This is a genomic window from Pseudomonas sp. GW821-FHT09C08 (assembly GCF_059418125.1).
Genome location: NZ_JBWKPG010000001.1, coordinates 1,300,209 through 1,317,137, shown reverse-complemented (window position 1 = coordinate 1,317,137; position 16,929 = coordinate 1,300,209). Strand labels below are relative to the sequence as shown.

The window sequence follows — 16,929 nt, the reverse complement described above, 5'->3', positions numbered from 1 at the left end:
GAAAACCCCTGTTTTTCTGCGAAAAAATCCGGGTTGCCCAAGTCGCAACCACTGGCCTGCTTACCGATGACCGAATATGTCGCAGCGTCGCAAGCAGCTGTCTTCCTACAGTCGTTAAGCTGCGCAACGGATGTGCATGTGCCAGGCGCCTGACCTGCCCGTCGTACCGTCACCTGGCAAGGTGCGCATCTTATGGAAGTTGTATGTGACCTCATTGTCTTGTCCAGCTTCACCCACCTGTCACCCTGATTCGTTTAAGGTACTTATCCACTTGTATCGACGAACAGAGCTGACGGTCTCCCCGCAAGGGGATAACACGCGACGCTTCCATCAATAACAAGCCCAAGCGGAGTACCACAGATGGCGTTCTTCACCGCAGCCAGCAAGGCCGACTTCCAGCATCAACTGCAAGCGGCACTGGCGCAGCACATCAGTGAACAGGCACTGCCACAAGTGGCGCTGTTCGCTGAACAATTCTTCGGCATCATTTCCCTGGACGAACTGACCCAGCGTCGCCTTTCCGACCTGGCCGGTTGCACCCTGTCTGCCTGGCGCCTGCTTGAGCGCTTTGATCACACCCAACCGCAAGTGCGGGTCTACAACCCCGATTACGAACGTCATGGCTGGCAGTCGACCCACACCGCGGTCGAAGTGCTGCACCATGACCTGCCGTTCCTGGTCGATTCGGTGCGTACCGAGCTGAACCGCCGCGGCTACAGCATCCACACCCTGCAGACCACCGTGCTCAGTGTACGCCGTGGCAGCAAGGGCGAGCTGCTGGAAATCCTGCCCAAGGGCACCCAGGGCGAAGGCATCCAGCAAGAATCGCTGATGTACCTGGAAATCGACCGCTGCGCCAACGCCGCCGAACTGAACGTGCTGAGCAAAGAGCTTGAGCAGGTACTCGGCGAAGTACGTGTGGCCGTGGCCGATTTCGAACCGATGAAAGCCAAGGTCCAGGACCTGCTGGCCGGTATCGACGCCAGCCGGTTCGTGATCGATGGCGAAGAAAAAGCCGAGATCAAGAACTTCCTGGAATGGCTGGTGGGCAACCACTTCACCTTCCTCGGCTATGAAGAATTCGTGGTACGTGACGAGGCGGACGGCGGTCATATCGAATATGACGCCAATTCCTTCCTCGGTCTGACCAAGCTGCTGCGTGCCGGCCTCACCGCCGATGACCTGCGCATCGAAGACTATGCCGTTGCCTACCTGCGTGAACCGACCGTGCTGTCGTTCGCCAAGGCCGCGCACCCAAGCCGCGTGCACCGTCCGGCCTATCCGGACTACGTGTCGATCCGCGAGATCGATGCCGACGGCAAGGTCATCAAGGAACACCGCTTCATGGGCCTGTACACCTCCTCGGTGTACGGCGAGAGCGTGCGGGTGATCCCGTATATCCGTCGCAAGGTCGCCGAAATCGAACGCCGCTCGGGCTTCCAGCCCAAGGCGCATTTGGGCAAGGAACTCGCCCAGGTGGTCGAGGTACTGCCGCGTGACGACCTGTTCCAGACCCCGGTCGACGAGCTGTTCAGCACCGTGATGTCGATCGTGCAGATCCAGGAACGCAACAAGATCCGCGTATTCCTGCGCAAAGACCCGTACGGTCGTTTCTGCTACTGCCTGGCCTACGTGCCGCGCGACATCTATTCCACCGAAGTGCGCCAGAAGATCCAGCAAGTGCTGATGGATCGCCTGAAGGCTTCGGATTGCGAGTTCTGGACCTTCTTCTCCGAGTCCGTGCTGGCGCGCGTGCAGCTCATTCTGCGGGTCGACCCGAAGAACCGCCTGGACATCGACCCGCTGCAACTGGAAAAAGAAGTGGTACAGGCCTGCCGCAGCTGGCAGGACGACTACTCCAGCCTGGTCGTCGAAAGCTTCGGCGAAGCCCAGGGCACCAACGTGCTGGCCGACTTCCCGAAAGGCTTCCCAGCCGGTTACCGCGAGCGTTTTGCTGCGCATTCGGCCGTGGTCGACATGCAGCACCTCAACAGCCTCACCGAAGCCAACCCGCTGGTGATGAGCTTCTACCAGCCGCTGGGCCAGGTCTCCGGCCAGCGCGAGCTGCATTGCAAGCTCTACCACGCCGATACCCCGCTGGCACTCTCCGACGTGCTGCCGATCCTGGAAAACCTCGGCCTGCGCGTGCTGGGTGAATTCCCGTACCGCCTGCGTCACGCCAATGGCCGCGAGTTCTGGATCCATGACTTTGCGTTCATCGCCGCCGAAGGCGTGAACCTGGATATCCAGCAACTCAACGACACGCTGCAGGACGCGTTCGTGCACATCGTGCATGGCGACGCCGAGAACGATGCGTTCAACCGCCTGGTACTCACCGCCGGCCTGCCGTGGCGCGACGTGGCGCTGCTGCGTGCCTACGCGCGCTACCTCAAGCAGATCCGCCTGGGCTTCGACCTCGGCTACATCGCCAGCACCCTGAACAACCACACCGACATCGCCCGCGAGTTGACCCGGTTGTTCAAGACCCGTTTCTACCTGGCACGCAAGCTCACCGCCGACGACCTGGAAGACAAGCAGCAACGCCTGGAACAAGCGATCCTCACCGCGCTGGACGACGTCCAGGTGCTCAACGAAGACCGCATCCTGCGTCGCTACCTGGACCTGATCAAGGCCACCCTGCGTACCAACTTCTACCAGACCGACGCCAACGGCCAGAACAAGTCGTACTTCAGCTTCAAGTTCGACCCGCGTGCGATTCCTGAGCTGCCCAAGCCGGTGCCGAAGTTCGAGATCTTCGTCTACTCGCCGCGTGTCGAAGGCGTGCACCTGCGCTTTGGCAACGTTGCGCGCGGCGGCCTGCGCTGGTCCGACCGTGAAGAAGACTTCCGTACCGAAGTGCTCGGCCTGGTAAAAGCCCAGCAAGTGAAGAACTCGGTGATCGTGCCGGTGGGTGCGAAGGGCGGCTTCCTGCCGCGTCGCCTGCCACTGGGCGGCAGCCGCGACGAGATCGCGGCCGAGGGCATCGCCTGCTACCGCATCTTTATTTCCGGCCTGCTGGACATCACCGACAACCTGAAAGACGGCGCCCTGGTACCACCGGCCAACGTCGTGCGCCATGACGACGATGACCCGTACCTGGTAGTGGCGGCGGACAAAGGCACCGCGACCTTCTCCGACATCGCCAACGGCATCGCCATCGACTACGGCTTCTGGCTGGGCGATGCATTTGCCTCCGGTGGTTCCGCCGGTTACGACCACAAGAAAATGGGCATCACCGCCAAGGGCGCGTGGGTCGGCGTGCAGCGTCACTTCCGTGAGCGCGGCATCAATGTGCAGGAAGACAGCATCACCGTGGTCGGCGTCGGCGACATGGCCGGTGACGTGTTCGGTAACGGCCTGTTGATGTCCGACAAGCTGCAACTGGTCGCGGCCTTCAACCACCTGCACATCTTCATCGATCCAAACCCGAACCCGGCGACCAGCTTCGTCGAGCGCCAGCGCATGTTCGAACTGCCGCGTTCGGCGTGGACCGACTACGACACCAGCATCATGTCCGAAGGCGGCGGGATCTTCTCGCGCAGCGCGAAGAGCATTGCCATCTCGCCACAGATGAAAGAGCGCTTCGACATTTCGGCCGACAAACTGACCCCGACCGAGCTGCTGAACGCCTTGCTCAAGGCGCCGGTGGACCTGTTGTGGAACGGCGGTATCGGTACTTACGTCAAGGCCAGCACCGAAAGCCACGCCGACGTCGGCGACAAGGCCAACGACGCACTGCGTGTCAACGGCAACGAGCTGCGCTGCAAGGTGGTGGGCGAGGGCGGTAACCTCGGCATGACCCAGTTGGGTCGTGTGGAATTCGGCCTCAATGGCGGCGGTTCCAACACCGACTTCATCGACAACGCCGGTGGCGTGGACTGCTCCGACCACGAAGTGAACATCAAGATCCTGCTCAACGAAGTGGTGCAGGCCGGTGACATGACCGACAAGCAGCGCAACCAGCTGCTGGCGAGCATGACCGACGAAGTCGGCCACCTGGTGTTGGGCAACAACTACAAGCAGACCCAGGCCCTGTCCCTGGCCGCCCGCAAGGCCTACGAGCGCGCAGCCGAGTACAAGCGCCTGATGAGCGACCTGGAAGGCCGTGGCAAGCTGGACCGCGCCATCGAGTACCTGCCGACCGAGGAGCAGCTCACCGAGCGCGCGTCCAACGGCAAGGGCCTGACGCGTCCAGAGCTGTCGGTATTGATCTCCTACAGCAAGATCGACCTCAAGGAAGCGCTGCTCAAGTCGCTGGTGCCGGACGACGAGTACCTGACCCGTGACATGGAGACCGCGTTCCCACCGAGCCTGGTCGCCAAGTTCTCCGAGGCCATGCGTCGTCATCGCCTGAAGCGCGAGATCGTCAGCACCCAGATCGCCAACGACCTGGTCAACCACATGGGCATCACCTTCGTGCAGCGCCTCAAGGAGTCGACCGGCATGAGCCCGGCGAACGTGGCTGGCGCCTATGTGATCGTGCGTGACATCTTCCATCTCCCGCACTGGTTCCGTCAGATCGAAGCCCTGGACCACCAGGTCTCTGCCGACGTGCAACTGGAGCTGATGGACGAGCTGATGCGCCTGGGCCGCCGTGCTACACGCTGGTTCCTGCGCAGCCGTCGCAACGAGCAGGATGCCGGGCGTGATACCGCGCACTTCGGTCCACACCTGGCCGCGTTGGGCCTCAAGCTCGACGAACTGCTGGAAGGCCCGACCCGCGAAGGCTGGCAGACCCGCTACCAGGCCTACACCGAAGCCGGCGTGCCGGAGTTGTTGGCACGCATGGTGGCCGGTACGACTCACCTTTACACCCTGCTGCCGATCATCGAAGCCGCTGACGTGACCGGTCACGATGCCGCCGAAGTAGCGAAAGCCTACTTCGCCGTGGGCAGCGCCCTCGACTTGCCGTGGTACCTGCAGCAGATCAGCGATCTGCCAGTGGCCAACAACTGGCAGGCCCAGGCGCGCGAAGCGTTCCGCGACGACGTGGACTGGCAGCAACGCGCGATCACCATCGCGGTACTGCAAATGGCCGATGCGCCACAAGACATGGAAGCCCGCGTGGCCCTGTGGCTTGAGCAGCACCAGGACATGGCGGATCGCTGGCGCGCGATGATGGTGGAAATTCGTGCTGCGGTCGGCACGGACTACGCCATGTACGCGGTCGCCAACCGTGAACTGCTGGACTTGGCGTTGAGCGGTCAGTCGGTACTGCAACCGGCTTGATCCAACCGCTGGACAGAAAGCCCCGCATCGTAAGATGCGGGGCTTTTTTTATGGCGTGGCAGTCCCCAGGCACGGCTGGATAACTTTTTTCAGCTCGGTGTTATTGGCTGGCAGTACAAACGTTGCGGTCAGCGGCTTGCCCCCCTCCTGGGCTGGCGCCAATGACAGTGTCAGGCTTTGACCCCGTGAGGCATCACTGGCCCAGTAGGCGAGTTCGTCGCGGGGCACGGAGCCGCGGAGTACAAAAATCGTGCTGACCTGGAAAACCCCGCCGTGGGTCCACACGCCATTGATCGAGTGATCGACGCTGGCGCGGGTTCCCGTCGTGATGCGCAGTGGTCCGTCTTTGGCGGCACCCTTGCCTTCAAAAGGCGCAACGTCGAAGCCCAGCGACTGCGGGGAGATCTCCAGTTCAATACCCGCCGATGGGTTCTGCGGGTGACAGCTGATCGCCAGGTTGGCCTTGGCGCTATACCCGTCATAGGCACTGGCACCAAAGGTGCGGGCCGTCAGCATCGGAGCGTCGGCGTAAGGTTGCTCAAGCAACCAGACGGGGTGTGCCGGGGTGATCACTTGCGTGGCGTCGTCACCGAGATGGGCATGCGCATTGAGTGCTGGAATAAAAGCGCTGGCGATCAGGGTACGGATAAGGGGTCGCATAGGGGCACTCATCGGCAAAGGAATGTTGATAATACGGCCACCCATTCTGCCGATTGCTCGCCGACAGGGCTGTCAGTCAATACGCAAAGAACCCGGCGTGGTTTAATCCACCGGGTACTCAACAACATTCAGCAAGCGAGGGTCTATGCGACTGTGTATTTTTTCCGGCTCAAGCCCAGGCCGGTTGCCGGTGTATGCCGAAATGGCCACTCAATTGGGTGAGGCGCTCGCCAAGGCCGGTATCGGCCTGGTCTACGGTGGCGCTTCGGTCGGTTTGATGGGCGCGGTGGCCGACGCGGCGCTGGCCAGTGGCGGTGAAGTGATTGGTGTCATGCCGGCGTTCCTGGCCGATAAGGAGCTGGCCCACACCGGCCTGGCAGACCTGCGGATCGTCGGTTCCATGCACGAGCGCAAGGCGCTGATGGCGGATCTGTCCGACGGCTTTATCGCATTGCCTGGCGGCATCGGCACGTTTGAAGAGTTGTTTGAGGTGTGGACGTGGGCGCAACTGGGCCAGCACGCCAAGCCTTGCGCACTGTTGAACATCAACGGGTTTTACGATGGCTTGGCCGCCTTCCTCGACAACGTGGTCAGCGAGGCGTTTTTGAAGCCGGTGCACCGCGACATGTTGATTGTCGAACCGAACGTGGAGCGTTTACTGGCGGCAGTGCGCGACTATACGGCGCCTACCGTGGCCAAGTGGATCGAGCGCGAGCAAACCTGAGGCCGCAAGCGCCTGGAGTCGGGTGTGGCGCAGCGCCTCTTCGCGACGCCACGTGCTGTTGATCCAGCGCCCCTTGCTGCCGACTTGAGGGCAAACCCGATGGCGCGGGCCCTCGCCATCGGTTGTCAGCGGCTGCCTTACCAGTCGTAGGTCAGTGTCGCGGTCACATTGCGCCGTGGGCCGTAGTAGCACGCGGTGGTGTTGGTGCAGGCGGTGATGTAGTCCTTGTCGAACAGGTTGCTGGCATTCAGCGCGATGCGGGTGCCTTTCAAATCATTGGCCAGCTTGCCCAGGTCGTAATGCACGGCGGCGTCGAACACGGTGACGTTGCCGCTCTGGATACGGTCGCGGGCGGCGGTGGTGGAGACGGCGGAGCTGCCCCACAACACGCCGGTGTAGCGTGCGCCGGCGCCCAGGCCGAGGCCGGTGAACGGGCCGTCATCGAGGGTGTAGTCCAGCCACGCCGACGCCTGGTGGCGCGGGGTGAAGGGCAGTTCGTAGCCTTTATCGGTGTAGGCCGAGGTCACGTAGCCGCTCTGGGTGATTTCACTGTCGGTGTAGGTGTAAGAGGCAATCAGCGACAGGTTGTGGTTCAGTACCGCCTTGCCTTCCAACTCGAAGCCACGGCTGCGCGCTTCGCCGATCTGCACGGTATTGCGCATGTCGAGCGGGTCGGCCGTGGTGAGATTCTTCTGGGTCAGGGTGTAGACCGACGCGGTGATAAAGCTGTCCTGGCCCGGCGGTTGGTACTTCACGCCGGCTTCATATTGCTCGCCTTCGGTCGGCTTGAAGATCGGCGTGGTCGCGCTGACGCTGGTGTTGAGCGTCGGGTCGAACGATTGCGAGTAGCTGACGTAGGGCATCACGCCGTTGTCGAACAGGTAGCCGAGCCCCGCGCGCCAGGTGCCTTTTTCATCGTCCTGCTTGATCACGCGGTCGCGTGGCGTCGCGCGGTCCGGGCGGAAGTCGCTGGTGGACGTGGCCCAGTCGTAGCGACCGCCGAGGGTCAGGATCCAGCTATCCAGCTTGATCTGGTCCTGCAGGTAGACGCCGGTCTGCTTCTGGGTCTGGTACATGTCGCGACCCACGTACTGGCCGCTGACGCTGCCGCCGTAAGTGGGGTTGTACGGGTTGATCGGGCTGAACGTGCCGTTGACCACGTCGTTGTCCAGCGCGTTGCGCCGGAAATCCAGGCCCATCAGCAGGGTATGCTCCAACGCGCCGGTGTTGAAGCGCGCCTGCGCCTGGTTATCGACGTTGAAGATCTGGATGTTGCGCTTGATGTCGGAGGCCAGCCGATTGAGCACCGGGCTGGTGGCGCTGGCATAGCCGTTGTTGAACGCCGAGCGGTTCTGGATGTTTACCTTGCTCCAGCGCAGGTTCTGGCGAAGGGTCCAGGTGTCGTTCAGATGGTGCTCGAACAGGTAGCCGAGCTGGAAGCTTTCGCGGCGCAGCTGATCGTAATCCGGATCGCCCAGCAGCGTGTCGCTGCCGATGTGGCCCCAGGGCGAACCCTGCTGCGAGCCTTTTTGCGGGTAGTACTGCTCGGTGGTGCCGCCCCAGTCGCGCTGGTATTGGACAAGCAGGGTCAGCGAGGTGTCATCGTTAGGGCGCCAGGTCAGCGCGGGGGCGATGAAGTTGCGGTTGTTGTCGACGTGTTCGACCTGGGTGCCGCTGTCCTTGACCAGGCCGGTCAACCGGTAGCTCCACACGCCCTGGTCGTCCAGCGGGCCGCTGAAGTCGAAGCCCAGTTGCTTGAGGTCATGGCTGGCGCCTTGTACCTGCAGCTGATGCAGGGGCGTGGTGGTCGGTAGTTTGCTGGTGAGGTTGATCAAGCCACCGGGCCGGCTCTGGCCATACAGCATCGAGCTGGGGCCGCGCAGCACTTCCACGCTTTGCAGGCCGTAGGGCTCGGACACGCTGCCCTGGCCACTTTCGCCATACGGCAGCATCAGGCCATCCTGGAACACGTAGGGCGAAAAGCCGCGCACGCGAAACTGCTCGCGGCTGTTGTTGCTGCCGGTGTATTCGCCATAGATACCGGGGGTGTAGCGCACTGCCTGGCTGACGTCCTGTACGGCCTGGTCATTCATCTGCTTGCGCGACACCACCGAGATCGACTGCGCAACTTCGGCCAGCGGCGTATCGGTCTTGGTTGCGCCACGGCTGCGCTTGACCACATAGCTGTTGTCGCCGTTCTCTTCACTGTCGAACGTGTTGGCGTTGATGCTGGTCTCGCCCAGGTTGAGGGTGCCGGAGGGCAGGGGCTTGAGCGTCAATACGCCGCCTTCGGTGGTGTCCAGGCCCAGGCCGGAACCCGACAGGGCGCGGCTCAAGGCCTGCTCGGTGCTCATGTCACCGCGGACCGCGGGCGCTTGCAGGCCAGACACCAGGCTCGGTTCATACACGATTTCACGCGCGCTTTGCTGGGCGATGCGGCCCAGGGTGGTCGCCAGGCCCGCGGGCGGCAAGTCGAAATTGGCGGCGTGGGCCAGGCCCAGCGGGGCCACCAGCAGGGCTAGCGGAAAGAGGGTACGGGTGCAGCGGGACATAACGAGGGCTCCATTGGCGGTCCGCATTCGTGGGCGGTTCATGGGGTATGTCCAGCGAGCATGAAAAAGCGATATAGGCGGATGAAAAAATAATTCAGGCGCGGTCGACGCTGACCCACCACTCGCCATAACGCTGGATGCGCAGCGGCATGGTTTGCGCCAGGGCGGCGAGGGCGCGGTCGCTGTGGTCGAGGGAGAACACGCCGGAGACGCGCATCGGCGCAGCGCTCGGGCTGACGCGCAGCACGCCGCGCCGGTACGGTTTCAACGCGGCGATGACGTCGCCCAGTGCCCAGTCCTGCACGTTGAGCCAGCCGTCCTGCCAACTGCTTTCGCCGCTGTGGTTGGCGGCCAGGCGTTCAATGCTGTCGTTGAAGCGTGCGCCCTGATCCGCTTTGAGCGTCAGTTGCGCGCCACGGCGGGTGGTGATGTGCACGTCCGGCCCCAGGGCCCAGACGTGGGTGAATGAGGCGTACGCCGCTACCATCAGCCGTGTGCCATTGCCCTGTATCTGGCCAAACGGGGTGCTGATATTGAAGGGGCGTGGCTCGTGGCGGATGTCGAGGATGATCTTGCCGGCGCGCAGCAACAGCCGGCGTTCGTCCGTGCGCCAATCGATATCCACCGCGCTTTGTGCATCGAGTACCAGGTGGCTGCCATCTGCCAGCCATGTGTTCAGCCGCTCGCCGGTGCCGGTGCGCAGGTCGGCGCCGAATTCCGCCAGTGGCATGCCTGGCTGGCGCAGCGCCTGGGTGACCACTCCGAGTCCGGCGACGGCCAAGGCGCCGCGCAGCAATTGACGACGACTGGGGCGCGGTGCTTGCAAGGCGCGGCGGGCCTGTGCGTCATGGGCCGGCGCCAGGCTGCGTTGCACATGGCTTTGCACGGTATTCCAGGCCTGGGCATTCAGCGGATCGGCCTGCAGCCAATGCTCGAACGCATGGCGTTCACTGGGCAGCAGCGATTCATCGCGCAGGCAGGCACTCCACTCGATAGCTTGTTCAAGGGCGGCGCGCGAACTCATGATTCCAGCAACTCGCGGCAGCACAGGCGCAGCCCCTTGGCCACGTACTGGCGCACGCGAATCGTCGACACGCCCAGCAGCGCAGCAATGTCGGCGTACTTCATGCCATCGATCTGGCTGCACAGGAACGCGGTGCGCGCACGCGGCGACAACCCATCCAGCAAGGCATCCACGGCCATCAGGCTTTCCAGGGTCAGGGCGTGCTCCTCCGGTGAAGGCTCCACCGCTTCGGGCTGGGCGGCCAGCACTTGCAGGTAGGCGCGTTCCAGGTCGCGGCGACGCCAGGTGTCGTAGATCAGCCGCTTGGCAATGGTGGTCAGCAGCGCGCGCGGTTCGCGAATGGTTTGCGGCGCGGGCAGGGCAACGACTTGGACAAACGTCTCGGCGGCCATGTCGGCGGCATCATGACGGCAGCCCAGGCGGGCGCGCAGACGGTCGAGCAGCCAGCCATGGTGGTCGCCAAACAACTGCCTCAGGATCTGCTCACGCAGGGTCGAAGCGTCGGAAGAGGTGAGGGGCGTGGCTGGCGGCATGTTGTAACTGTCTGGGCGGGAATGAGAGCGATTATCAATTATTCGCCCTCAGGTGACAACCGCTCGCCGCGTTCAGTTGAGTTGCAGCAGCTTGGTTTCCAGGTGATCCAGATGCTCGGTCATCAAGCGCACTGCGGTGTCCGTGTCGCGCTGCTCAATTGCATCGACAATCGCCACATGCTCCTCCCACGCGCAGTACGTGCAGGCCTGCGCTTCGTACTGGGCGATGATCAACGACGTCAACGGCACGAGGCTGTTGAGGAACTGCGCCAGCGGCGCGTTGCCGGCCATCGCAGCCAATTGCAGGTGAAACTCGCCGGACAAACGAATCGCCGGGCCACGTTGATCACGCTCGATACAGTCGCGCTCGCGCGCAATCAGCTCGCGCAGCTGGCGGATTTGTCCAGGCGTTGCCTGGGCGCAGGCCAGTTGCACCACGGTGATTTCGGTCATGCGCCGGGCTTCGAGGATTTGCCGGGTCTGCTGGCCATCCGGTGCGGCGACCTGGGCGCGCTGGTTGGGGCGCAGGATGATCACTTGCTGGTGGGACAGCTTGGCCAGCACCCGGCGAATCACGCTGCGGCTCACGCCAAAGGTCTCGCCCAGGCCTTCTTCGGTAAAGCGGCTGGACGGGGCGATGCGCTGCTCGAGGATGGCATCGAACAGCCGTGGGTAGATGTCATCCACCGAGGGCTTCTTGCCGGCCACCAGGCGCAGGGTGGGCAGGACGGGGTCGCGTTGCAAGGCGTGGGCGTTCATGGCCGGTCTCCAAAAAATCAACTGCCCAGGTGGTCGTCCGGGATGTTCAGGCGAATGCCCATGCGCAGGCCTTCCTGCAGGATATGCCGGCGCATTTCGGCGCTGGCCAGGGCACTGTTCTTGTTGCGGATGGCGCGCACCACCGCCTCGTTTTCCTGCAGGCGTTCGGCCAGGTGTTCCGGCGAGTTGCGCAACACCTGGGCGCTTTGCTTGAGCGCGTTGCTGGTTTGCTGCACCACGTTCTGGAAGATCGGGTTGGAGGTGAGGGCGAACAATTCCTCGTGGAAGCCGATGTAGGCGTTCATGCCCGCTTCGGCGTCACCGGCATCGAGGGCTTCGCGCATGTCCATCAGGGTCAGGCGCAGTTGCCCGACTTCCTTGCTGCTGATCGACTGCGCCACCAGGCCGACGATGAAGGGTTCGAGGGTGTAGCGCAGTTGCAGGATGTCTTCGAGGCTGGCGTCGGCCACGGCGTCACTGGACTGTGGATCGCTGACGCTGGTTTCCAGCACGACCACGCCTTTGCCGGGCATGGAACGCACCAGGCCGAGGGTTTCCAGCACGATCACGGCTTCACGCAGGCTCGGGCGGCTGATGCCCATCTGTTCGGCCAGTTCACGTTGGCCGGGGAGCATTTCGCCCCTGCGCCACTGGCCCCGCGCCAGGGCGGCGCGAAGTTTTTCGACGACTGAATTGACGACGGTTGAGGTGCTGATCACGTCTACCTCTCCTTTATGTTGCGAATACATTAGCGAGCATGGCGACTCTTGACTGTGGGAGCGGGCTTGCTCGCGAATGCGGTTATTCAGTCAATACATCTGTGACTGACGCAGCGCTTTCGCGAGCAAGCCCGCTCCCACATTTGAACGGTGCCGCTGATGAAATCGGTCAGAACTCCTGGTGCGCGGGCAGTACCGGCTTCTTGGTCTGGAAGGCATAGCCTTGCTGGCCGTCGAGCACTTTGTTCGCGCGCTGGATATCGATGTCTTTTTCCCAACGGGCAATGGCCACGGTGGCGACGCAGTTGCCGATCAGGTTGGTCAGTGCGCGGCCGATGCCCATGAACCAGTCCACCGCCAGCACCAGCACCAGGCCGACCACCGGAATCGCCGGGATCGCCGTCAGCGTCGCTGCGAGGATTACCAGCGCAGAGCCGGGGATGCCGTGGGCGCCCTTGGAGGTGATCAGCGACACCAGCAGGATGGTCAGCAAGTCGGTCATCGACAGCGGCGTGCCGGTGGCGTTGGCGATAAACACGATGGCCAGGGTCAGGTAGATCGAGAAACCGTCGAGGTTGAACGAGTACCCGGTCGGAATCACCAGGCCCACGGTGGAGCTGCCGATGCCCAGGTGCTCGAGCTTGCGCATGATCTGTGGCAGCACGGCGTCGGAGGAGGCGGTGCCCATCACGATCAGCAGCTCTTCGCGCAGGTACTTGAGCAGCGGCAGCATGCGCAGCCCCGACAGGCGCATGACCAGGCCGAGGATCACGGCGACGAAGGCAAAGCACGTCAGGTAGAACAGGCCGACCAGGCTGCCCAGGTGTTGCAGGGAATCGAGGCCGTAGGTGCTGGTGGTGAAGGCGATCGCGCCGAATACGCCGATGGGGGCCAGGCGCACGATCATGCCCATGATGCGGAAGATGATATGGCTCAGCTCGTTGATCAGCCGCGAGATGCCGGAAGCGGCTTCGCCAACCAGGTTCAGGGCGCTGCCGAACAACACCGAGAACAGCAGCACCTGCAGCACATTGTTGTCTGCGAAGGCGCCGATCACCGAGTTGGGGATCAGGTCCATCAGGAACTGGCTGGTGCCACGGATATGCTGGCCCTTGTCCGCCAGTTCATTGAGGCCGGCGGAGGACAACTGCTCCAGGTGGATATTGGCGCCGGTGCCGATCCCGGTGCTGAAGGCCATGATCAGGCCGATCACCAACGCGACGGTGGTGAGGACTTCAAAGTAGATCACCGACTTGAGGCCGATGCGCCCGACTTTCTTCAAGTCGCCGGCACCGGAAATACCGCTGACCACCACGCAGAACACAATCAGGCCAATCAGCATTTTGATCAGCTTGATAAAGCCGTCACCCAGGGGTTTGAGTTGCGAGGAGAATTCGGGAAGGGCCAGGCCGCAGATTATGCCTAGAGCCAGGCCAATCACGACTTGCAGGAAAATCGAACGCGAGCACCATCTGAGCATGGGAGGGATCTCTATTCGGTGCCCTGGTGGTTCCAGGGCTTAATTGTTGTGGTCATACCGGTAAGTCCAGTGCGCGGCCAGTCTACGCCGGGTTTTTTTGAAATAACAAGTCATTCTTGGACGGTTGACAAGTCCCGGTCTGACCAGTTGGTCGCCAACACCGATGCTTGAGCGGTTGGCGGAGGGTAATTTTTTTCGCTTATCATCCGCCGCTTGGCTTTGGAGGTGATGGATGGATAAACCCGGACTGACCACGGATGCAACCGGGCAGACCCACTGCAGTTGGCGCACGGCTGCGCCGCAGTACCCGCGTTACCACGACCATGAGTGGGGCGTGCCGGTGGCGGATGACATCCAGCTGTATGAAAAAATCTGCCTGGAAGGCTTTCAGGCGGGCATGGCCTGGATCACCATCCTGCGCAAGCGCGAGCAGTTTCGCCTGGCATTCGAAGGCTTTGATTTTCGCCGGGTGGCGCAGTATGGCGAGGTCGATATCGAGCGGCTGATGCAGGACCCAGGCATCGTGCGCAATCGCGCGAAGATCGTCTCGACCATCAACAATGCGCGCAGGGCGTGTGAACTGGTCGACGAGACCGGTTCGCTGGCGCGCTGGTTGTGGGCGTTCGAGCCCGACGAGACGGAGCGTCCTGCCGTGGTCGACATGGCGTACTGGACCGGCAACCCGACTTCACCGGCATCGGTGCGTTTGTCCAAGGCGTTGAAGAAGCGCGGCTGGACCTTCGTCGGGCCGACCACGATGTACGCGCTGATGCAGGCGATGGGCATGGTCAACGACCACCTCGAAGGCTGCGCGTGCCGGCCACGGATCGAAGACCTGCGCCGCCAGTTCAAACGCCCCTGAACCCGGCTGAACCTGTAGGCGCCGGTACGCCAGCGCCTGCAGTGGCGGGGTGGATTATTGCTTCAGCGGCGTCAGCACCTCGGCCTTGTCATCCAGCACCATCACCACCAGCAGCTTGGCTGGCTGGGTCTGGCTGGCATTGCTCGATTCAAAGTGCCGCGAGCCGGCCGGCTCGTAGAACGACTCGCCGACCTTGTAGGTCACGGCCTTCTCATCATTCACCCGCGAGGTGATCGCGCCTTCCAGCACGTAGGCCACGGCGGTGCCGGTGTGGCTATGCGGCACGGTGGCCTGGCCGGGGGCGTAGTCCACGGTGAGCATGATGGTTTTCTTGCCGGGCACATTGGTCAGGGCGTGCTCCTGCAGCACCTTGATCGATTCCTGGTTGTACACGGGTTCATGGGCGAAGGCGCTGAAGGAGGCGAGCATCAGGGTGGTGGCGAGCAGTCGTTTCATGGCGAAGTTTCCGAGAAGTTCGAGACCTCTTCACCCTACGCCGCGTGCCCCGGCTGACCAATGACCAATCCTGGCAAAGGCCAGGAGACCAATCGCTCAATGGTCGAAGTGCAGGCGGCTGGCCAGTTGTTCAGCGGTGAGCGCGATAAAGCCTTGCAGGGCCGGCAGCTCGAAGTGCGCCAAGAGCTGCGCAGCACACGCCCAGCGGCCCTTGACGGTCCACAGGTCGGGGTCTTGCTGGCTGCGTTGTACGGCATAGTCGAGGCAACCGGGGGCGCTGCGCACGGCTTCGGCGATCTGTCCCAGGCGCAGGCCCAGTTGCGTCGAGCGCCCGGCAGCCGCGCGGACATGAACAGTGTTGAAGGCGCATTCGGTCATGGCGAGGGTCTCCAGAGTCTGGGGGAGTGCACAGGCTAGAGCCTGGTTGCGCCAGCACCAATGTCCAATCCGGCGGAAAAGCTGTTAGCCAATCTGCTGGAGAATGTCGCGCACCTTGTCCAGTGCCGGGTCGATGTCCAGCGTCTCGATCGCCCCAAAACCGATGATCAGGCCCGGGTGTACCGGCGCGTCGTGGAAGAACACGTCGAGCGGGTACAGGCCCACTTCCACCTGGCGCGCCAACTGCATCAGCAGCGCGATATTCACCGGCACTTTGCACAGCGCCGCCATGTGGAACCCGGCCACGGTCGGCACCGCTTCGAACCACGGCGACAGGTCGCCCGCCAGGCGTTGCAGGATGCGTTCGCGGCGCCCGGCGTACACCGTGTGGCAGCGGCGAATGTGCTTGAGCAGGTAGCCTTCGCTGATGAACTTGGCCAGCGCCCACTGGGGCAGGGTCGAGCTGTGCTGGTCGGTCAATTGCTTGGCCTTGAGCACCGCGCCGTAGATCGCCGGTGGCAGCACCGCATAACCCAGGCGCAGCTCCGGCAACAGGGTTTTCGAGAAGGTCCCGACGTAAGTCACCAGGCCACGGGTGTCCATGCTCTGCAGCGAATCGGTGGGCCGGCCTTCGTAGCGGAATTCGCTGTCGTAGTCGTCCTCGATGATGATCGCGCCCAGTTCCAGCGCCCGTGCCAACAAGGCTTCCCGGCGCGGCAGGCTCATGGGCATGCCCAGCGGGAATTGGTGCGACGGCGTGACGTAGATCAGCCGCGTGCCGGCCGGGATCTGCTCGACCTGAATCCCCTGCGCATCCACCGGCACACTCGCGACGCTCGCGCCCATGGCCATGAACAACTGGCGCGCGGGGCTGTAGCCGGGGTCTTCCATGGCGACAATGCTGCCCGGTTCCAGCACTACCCGCGCGATCAGGTCCAGGGCCTGCTGCGCGCCATTGGTGACGATGATGTCGGTGTCACGGCAGTTGACCCCGCGTGAAAACGCAATGTGCCCGGCGATGGCACTGCGCAGTGCCGGCAAGCCTTCGGGTTGGCTGTAGAACCCACTGTTCTGCGCGATGCGCCGCAGCGCGTCCTGGGTGCAACGTCGCCATTCATCCTGCGGGAACTGATGGCGGCTGGTGGCGCCGCCGATAAATTCGTAGCGTAAGGTGCTGTCGCGCGTGGGGTGGCGCATGGGCGAGGGCAGCGCCTGCCAGGTCGCCAGGTTAGCAGCGCAGGCCAGGTCGGCGCCGGTTTGCAGGCGTTCGGTCTGCGGTGCGCGGGCGTTGACGAAGGTGCCACGGCCGGTCTTGCCGATCAGCAGGCCTTCGTAGGTCAGGGTCGCGTAGGTGTCCGAGACGGTCTTGCGGGACACGCCCAATTGTTCGGCGAGCAAGCGGCTGGGCGGCAATTGCGCACCGGCGGCCAGGCGTCCGGAACCGATGGCTTCACGCAACTGCTGGTACAACTGTTCGGCCAGATCCTTGCGGCCGTGGATCACGATGTGCAGTTCCATGTTTCACCCAGGAGCATTCAATCTGCGCCAAGACT

At 63.0% G+C, this 16,929-nt stretch carries 13 protein-coding genes; 3 read left to right on the top strand and 10 right to left on the bottom strand.

What is annotated here, in order from left to right; translation table 11 throughout:
- Positions 1–360 precede the first annotated feature (360 nt).
- Positions 361–5,229, top strand: coding sequence for an NAD-glutamate dehydrogenase (locus AC07OJ_RS05580; protein WP_495094161.1), 4,869 nt, complete (start codon positions 361–363; stop codon positions 5,227–5,229).
- Between the two features lie 48 nt (positions 5,230–5,277).
- Here AC07OJ_RS05580 and AC07OJ_RS05575 read toward each other — a convergent pair whose 3' ends face one another.
- Complete coding sequence (locus tag AC07OJ_RS05575) at positions 5,278–5,889, bottom strand: hypothetical protein (protein WP_495094160.1); 612 nt, start codon at positions 5,887–5,889, stop codon at positions 5,278–5,280.
- Positions 5,890–6,034: 145 nt separating this feature from the next.
- On the opposite strand from AC07OJ_RS05575, the gene AC07OJ_RS05570 reads away from it, so the two are divergent.
- Positions 6,035–6,613, top strand: coding sequence for an LOG family protein (locus AC07OJ_RS05570; RefSeq protein WP_065907901.1), 579 nt, complete (start codon positions 6,035–6,037; stop codon positions 6,611–6,613).
- A gap of 137 nt (positions 6,614–6,750) precedes the next feature.
- Here the strand turns inward: AC07OJ_RS05570 and AC07OJ_RS05565 are convergent, their stop codons facing one another.
- The 6 genes from AC07OJ_RS05565 to AC07OJ_RS05540 all read right to left on the bottom strand — a co-directional run bounded on the left by AC07OJ_RS05565 (position 6,751) and on the right by AC07OJ_RS05540 (position 13,695).
- Positions 6,751–9,165 carry a TonB-dependent siderophore receptor gene (locus tag AC07OJ_RS05565; protein WP_495094159.1) on the bottom strand — a complete coding sequence of 805 codons (2,415 nt, stop codon included), beginning with the start codon at positions 9,163–9,165 and terminating at the stop codon, positions 6,751–6,753.
- Between the two features lie 94 nt (positions 9,166–9,259).
- The gene (locus AC07OJ_RS05560; RefSeq protein WP_495094158.1) at positions 9,260–10,189 is read right to left on the bottom strand and encodes a FecR domain-containing protein; all 930 of its coding nucleotides are present in this window, start codon (positions 10,187–10,189) and stop codon (positions 9,260–9,262) included.
- Entirely contained in the window at positions 10,186–10,722 is a 537-nt protein-coding gene (locus AC07OJ_RS05555) for a sigma-70 family RNA polymerase sigma factor (RefSeq protein ID WP_065907906.1), read from the bottom strand. The genes AC07OJ_RS05560 and AC07OJ_RS05555 overlap by 4 nt, the downstream gene beginning before the upstream one ends.
- Positions 10,723–10,794: 72 nt before the next feature.
- On the bottom strand, positions 10,795–11,481 hold the full coding sequence (locus AC07OJ_RS05550; protein ID WP_065907908.1) for a GntR family transcriptional regulator: 687 nt from the start codon (positions 11,479–11,481) through the stop codon (positions 10,795–10,797).
- A gap of 17 nt (positions 11,482–11,498) precedes the next feature.
- Positions 11,499–12,200: a FadR/GntR family transcriptional regulator gene (locus AC07OJ_RS05545; RefSeq protein WP_065907910.1), complete on the bottom strand. Its 702-nt coding sequence runs from the start codon at positions 12,198–12,200 to the stop codon at positions 11,499–11,501.
- 169 nt (positions 12,201–12,369) lie between these two features.
- Positions 12,370–13,695, bottom strand: coding sequence for a C4-dicarboxylate transporter DctA (locus AC07OJ_RS05540; protein WP_495094272.1), 1,326 nt, complete (start codon positions 13,693–13,695; stop codon positions 12,370–12,372).
- Positions 13,696–13,912: 217 nt separating this feature from the next.
- Between AC07OJ_RS05540 and AC07OJ_RS05535 the strand changes: the two genes are divergently transcribed.
- Positions 13,913–14,542, top strand: coding sequence for a DNA-3-methyladenine glycosylase I (locus tag AC07OJ_RS05535; RefSeq protein ID WP_495094157.1), 630 nt, complete (start codon positions 13,913–13,915; stop codon positions 14,540–14,542).
- A 54-nt stretch (positions 14,543–14,596) separates the two neighbouring features.
- On the opposite strand, the gene AC07OJ_RS05530 is transcribed toward AC07OJ_RS05535, so the two are convergent.
- From AC07OJ_RS05530 to pdxR, 3 genes are all read right to left on the bottom strand, one after another.
- On the bottom strand, positions 14,597–14,998 hold the full coding sequence (locus AC07OJ_RS05530) for a cupin domain-containing protein (RefSeq protein WP_065907916.1): 402 nt from the start codon (positions 14,996–14,998) through the stop codon (positions 14,597–14,599).
- 96 nt (positions 14,999–15,094) lie between these two features.
- A complete protein-coding gene (locus AC07OJ_RS05525) occupies positions 15,095–15,376 on the bottom strand; it encodes a putative quinol monooxygenase (RefSeq protein ID WP_495094156.1) in 282 nt (93 codons plus the stop codon).
- Positions 15,377–15,460: 84 nt separating this feature from the next.
- On the bottom strand, positions 15,461–16,894 hold the full coding sequence (pdxR, locus tag AC07OJ_RS05520) for a MocR-like pyridoxine biosynthesis transcription factor PdxR (protein ID WP_495094155.1): 1,434 nt from the start codon (positions 16,892–16,894) through the stop codon (positions 15,461–15,463).
- Between the last annotated feature and the right edge of the window lie 35 nt (positions 16,895–16,929).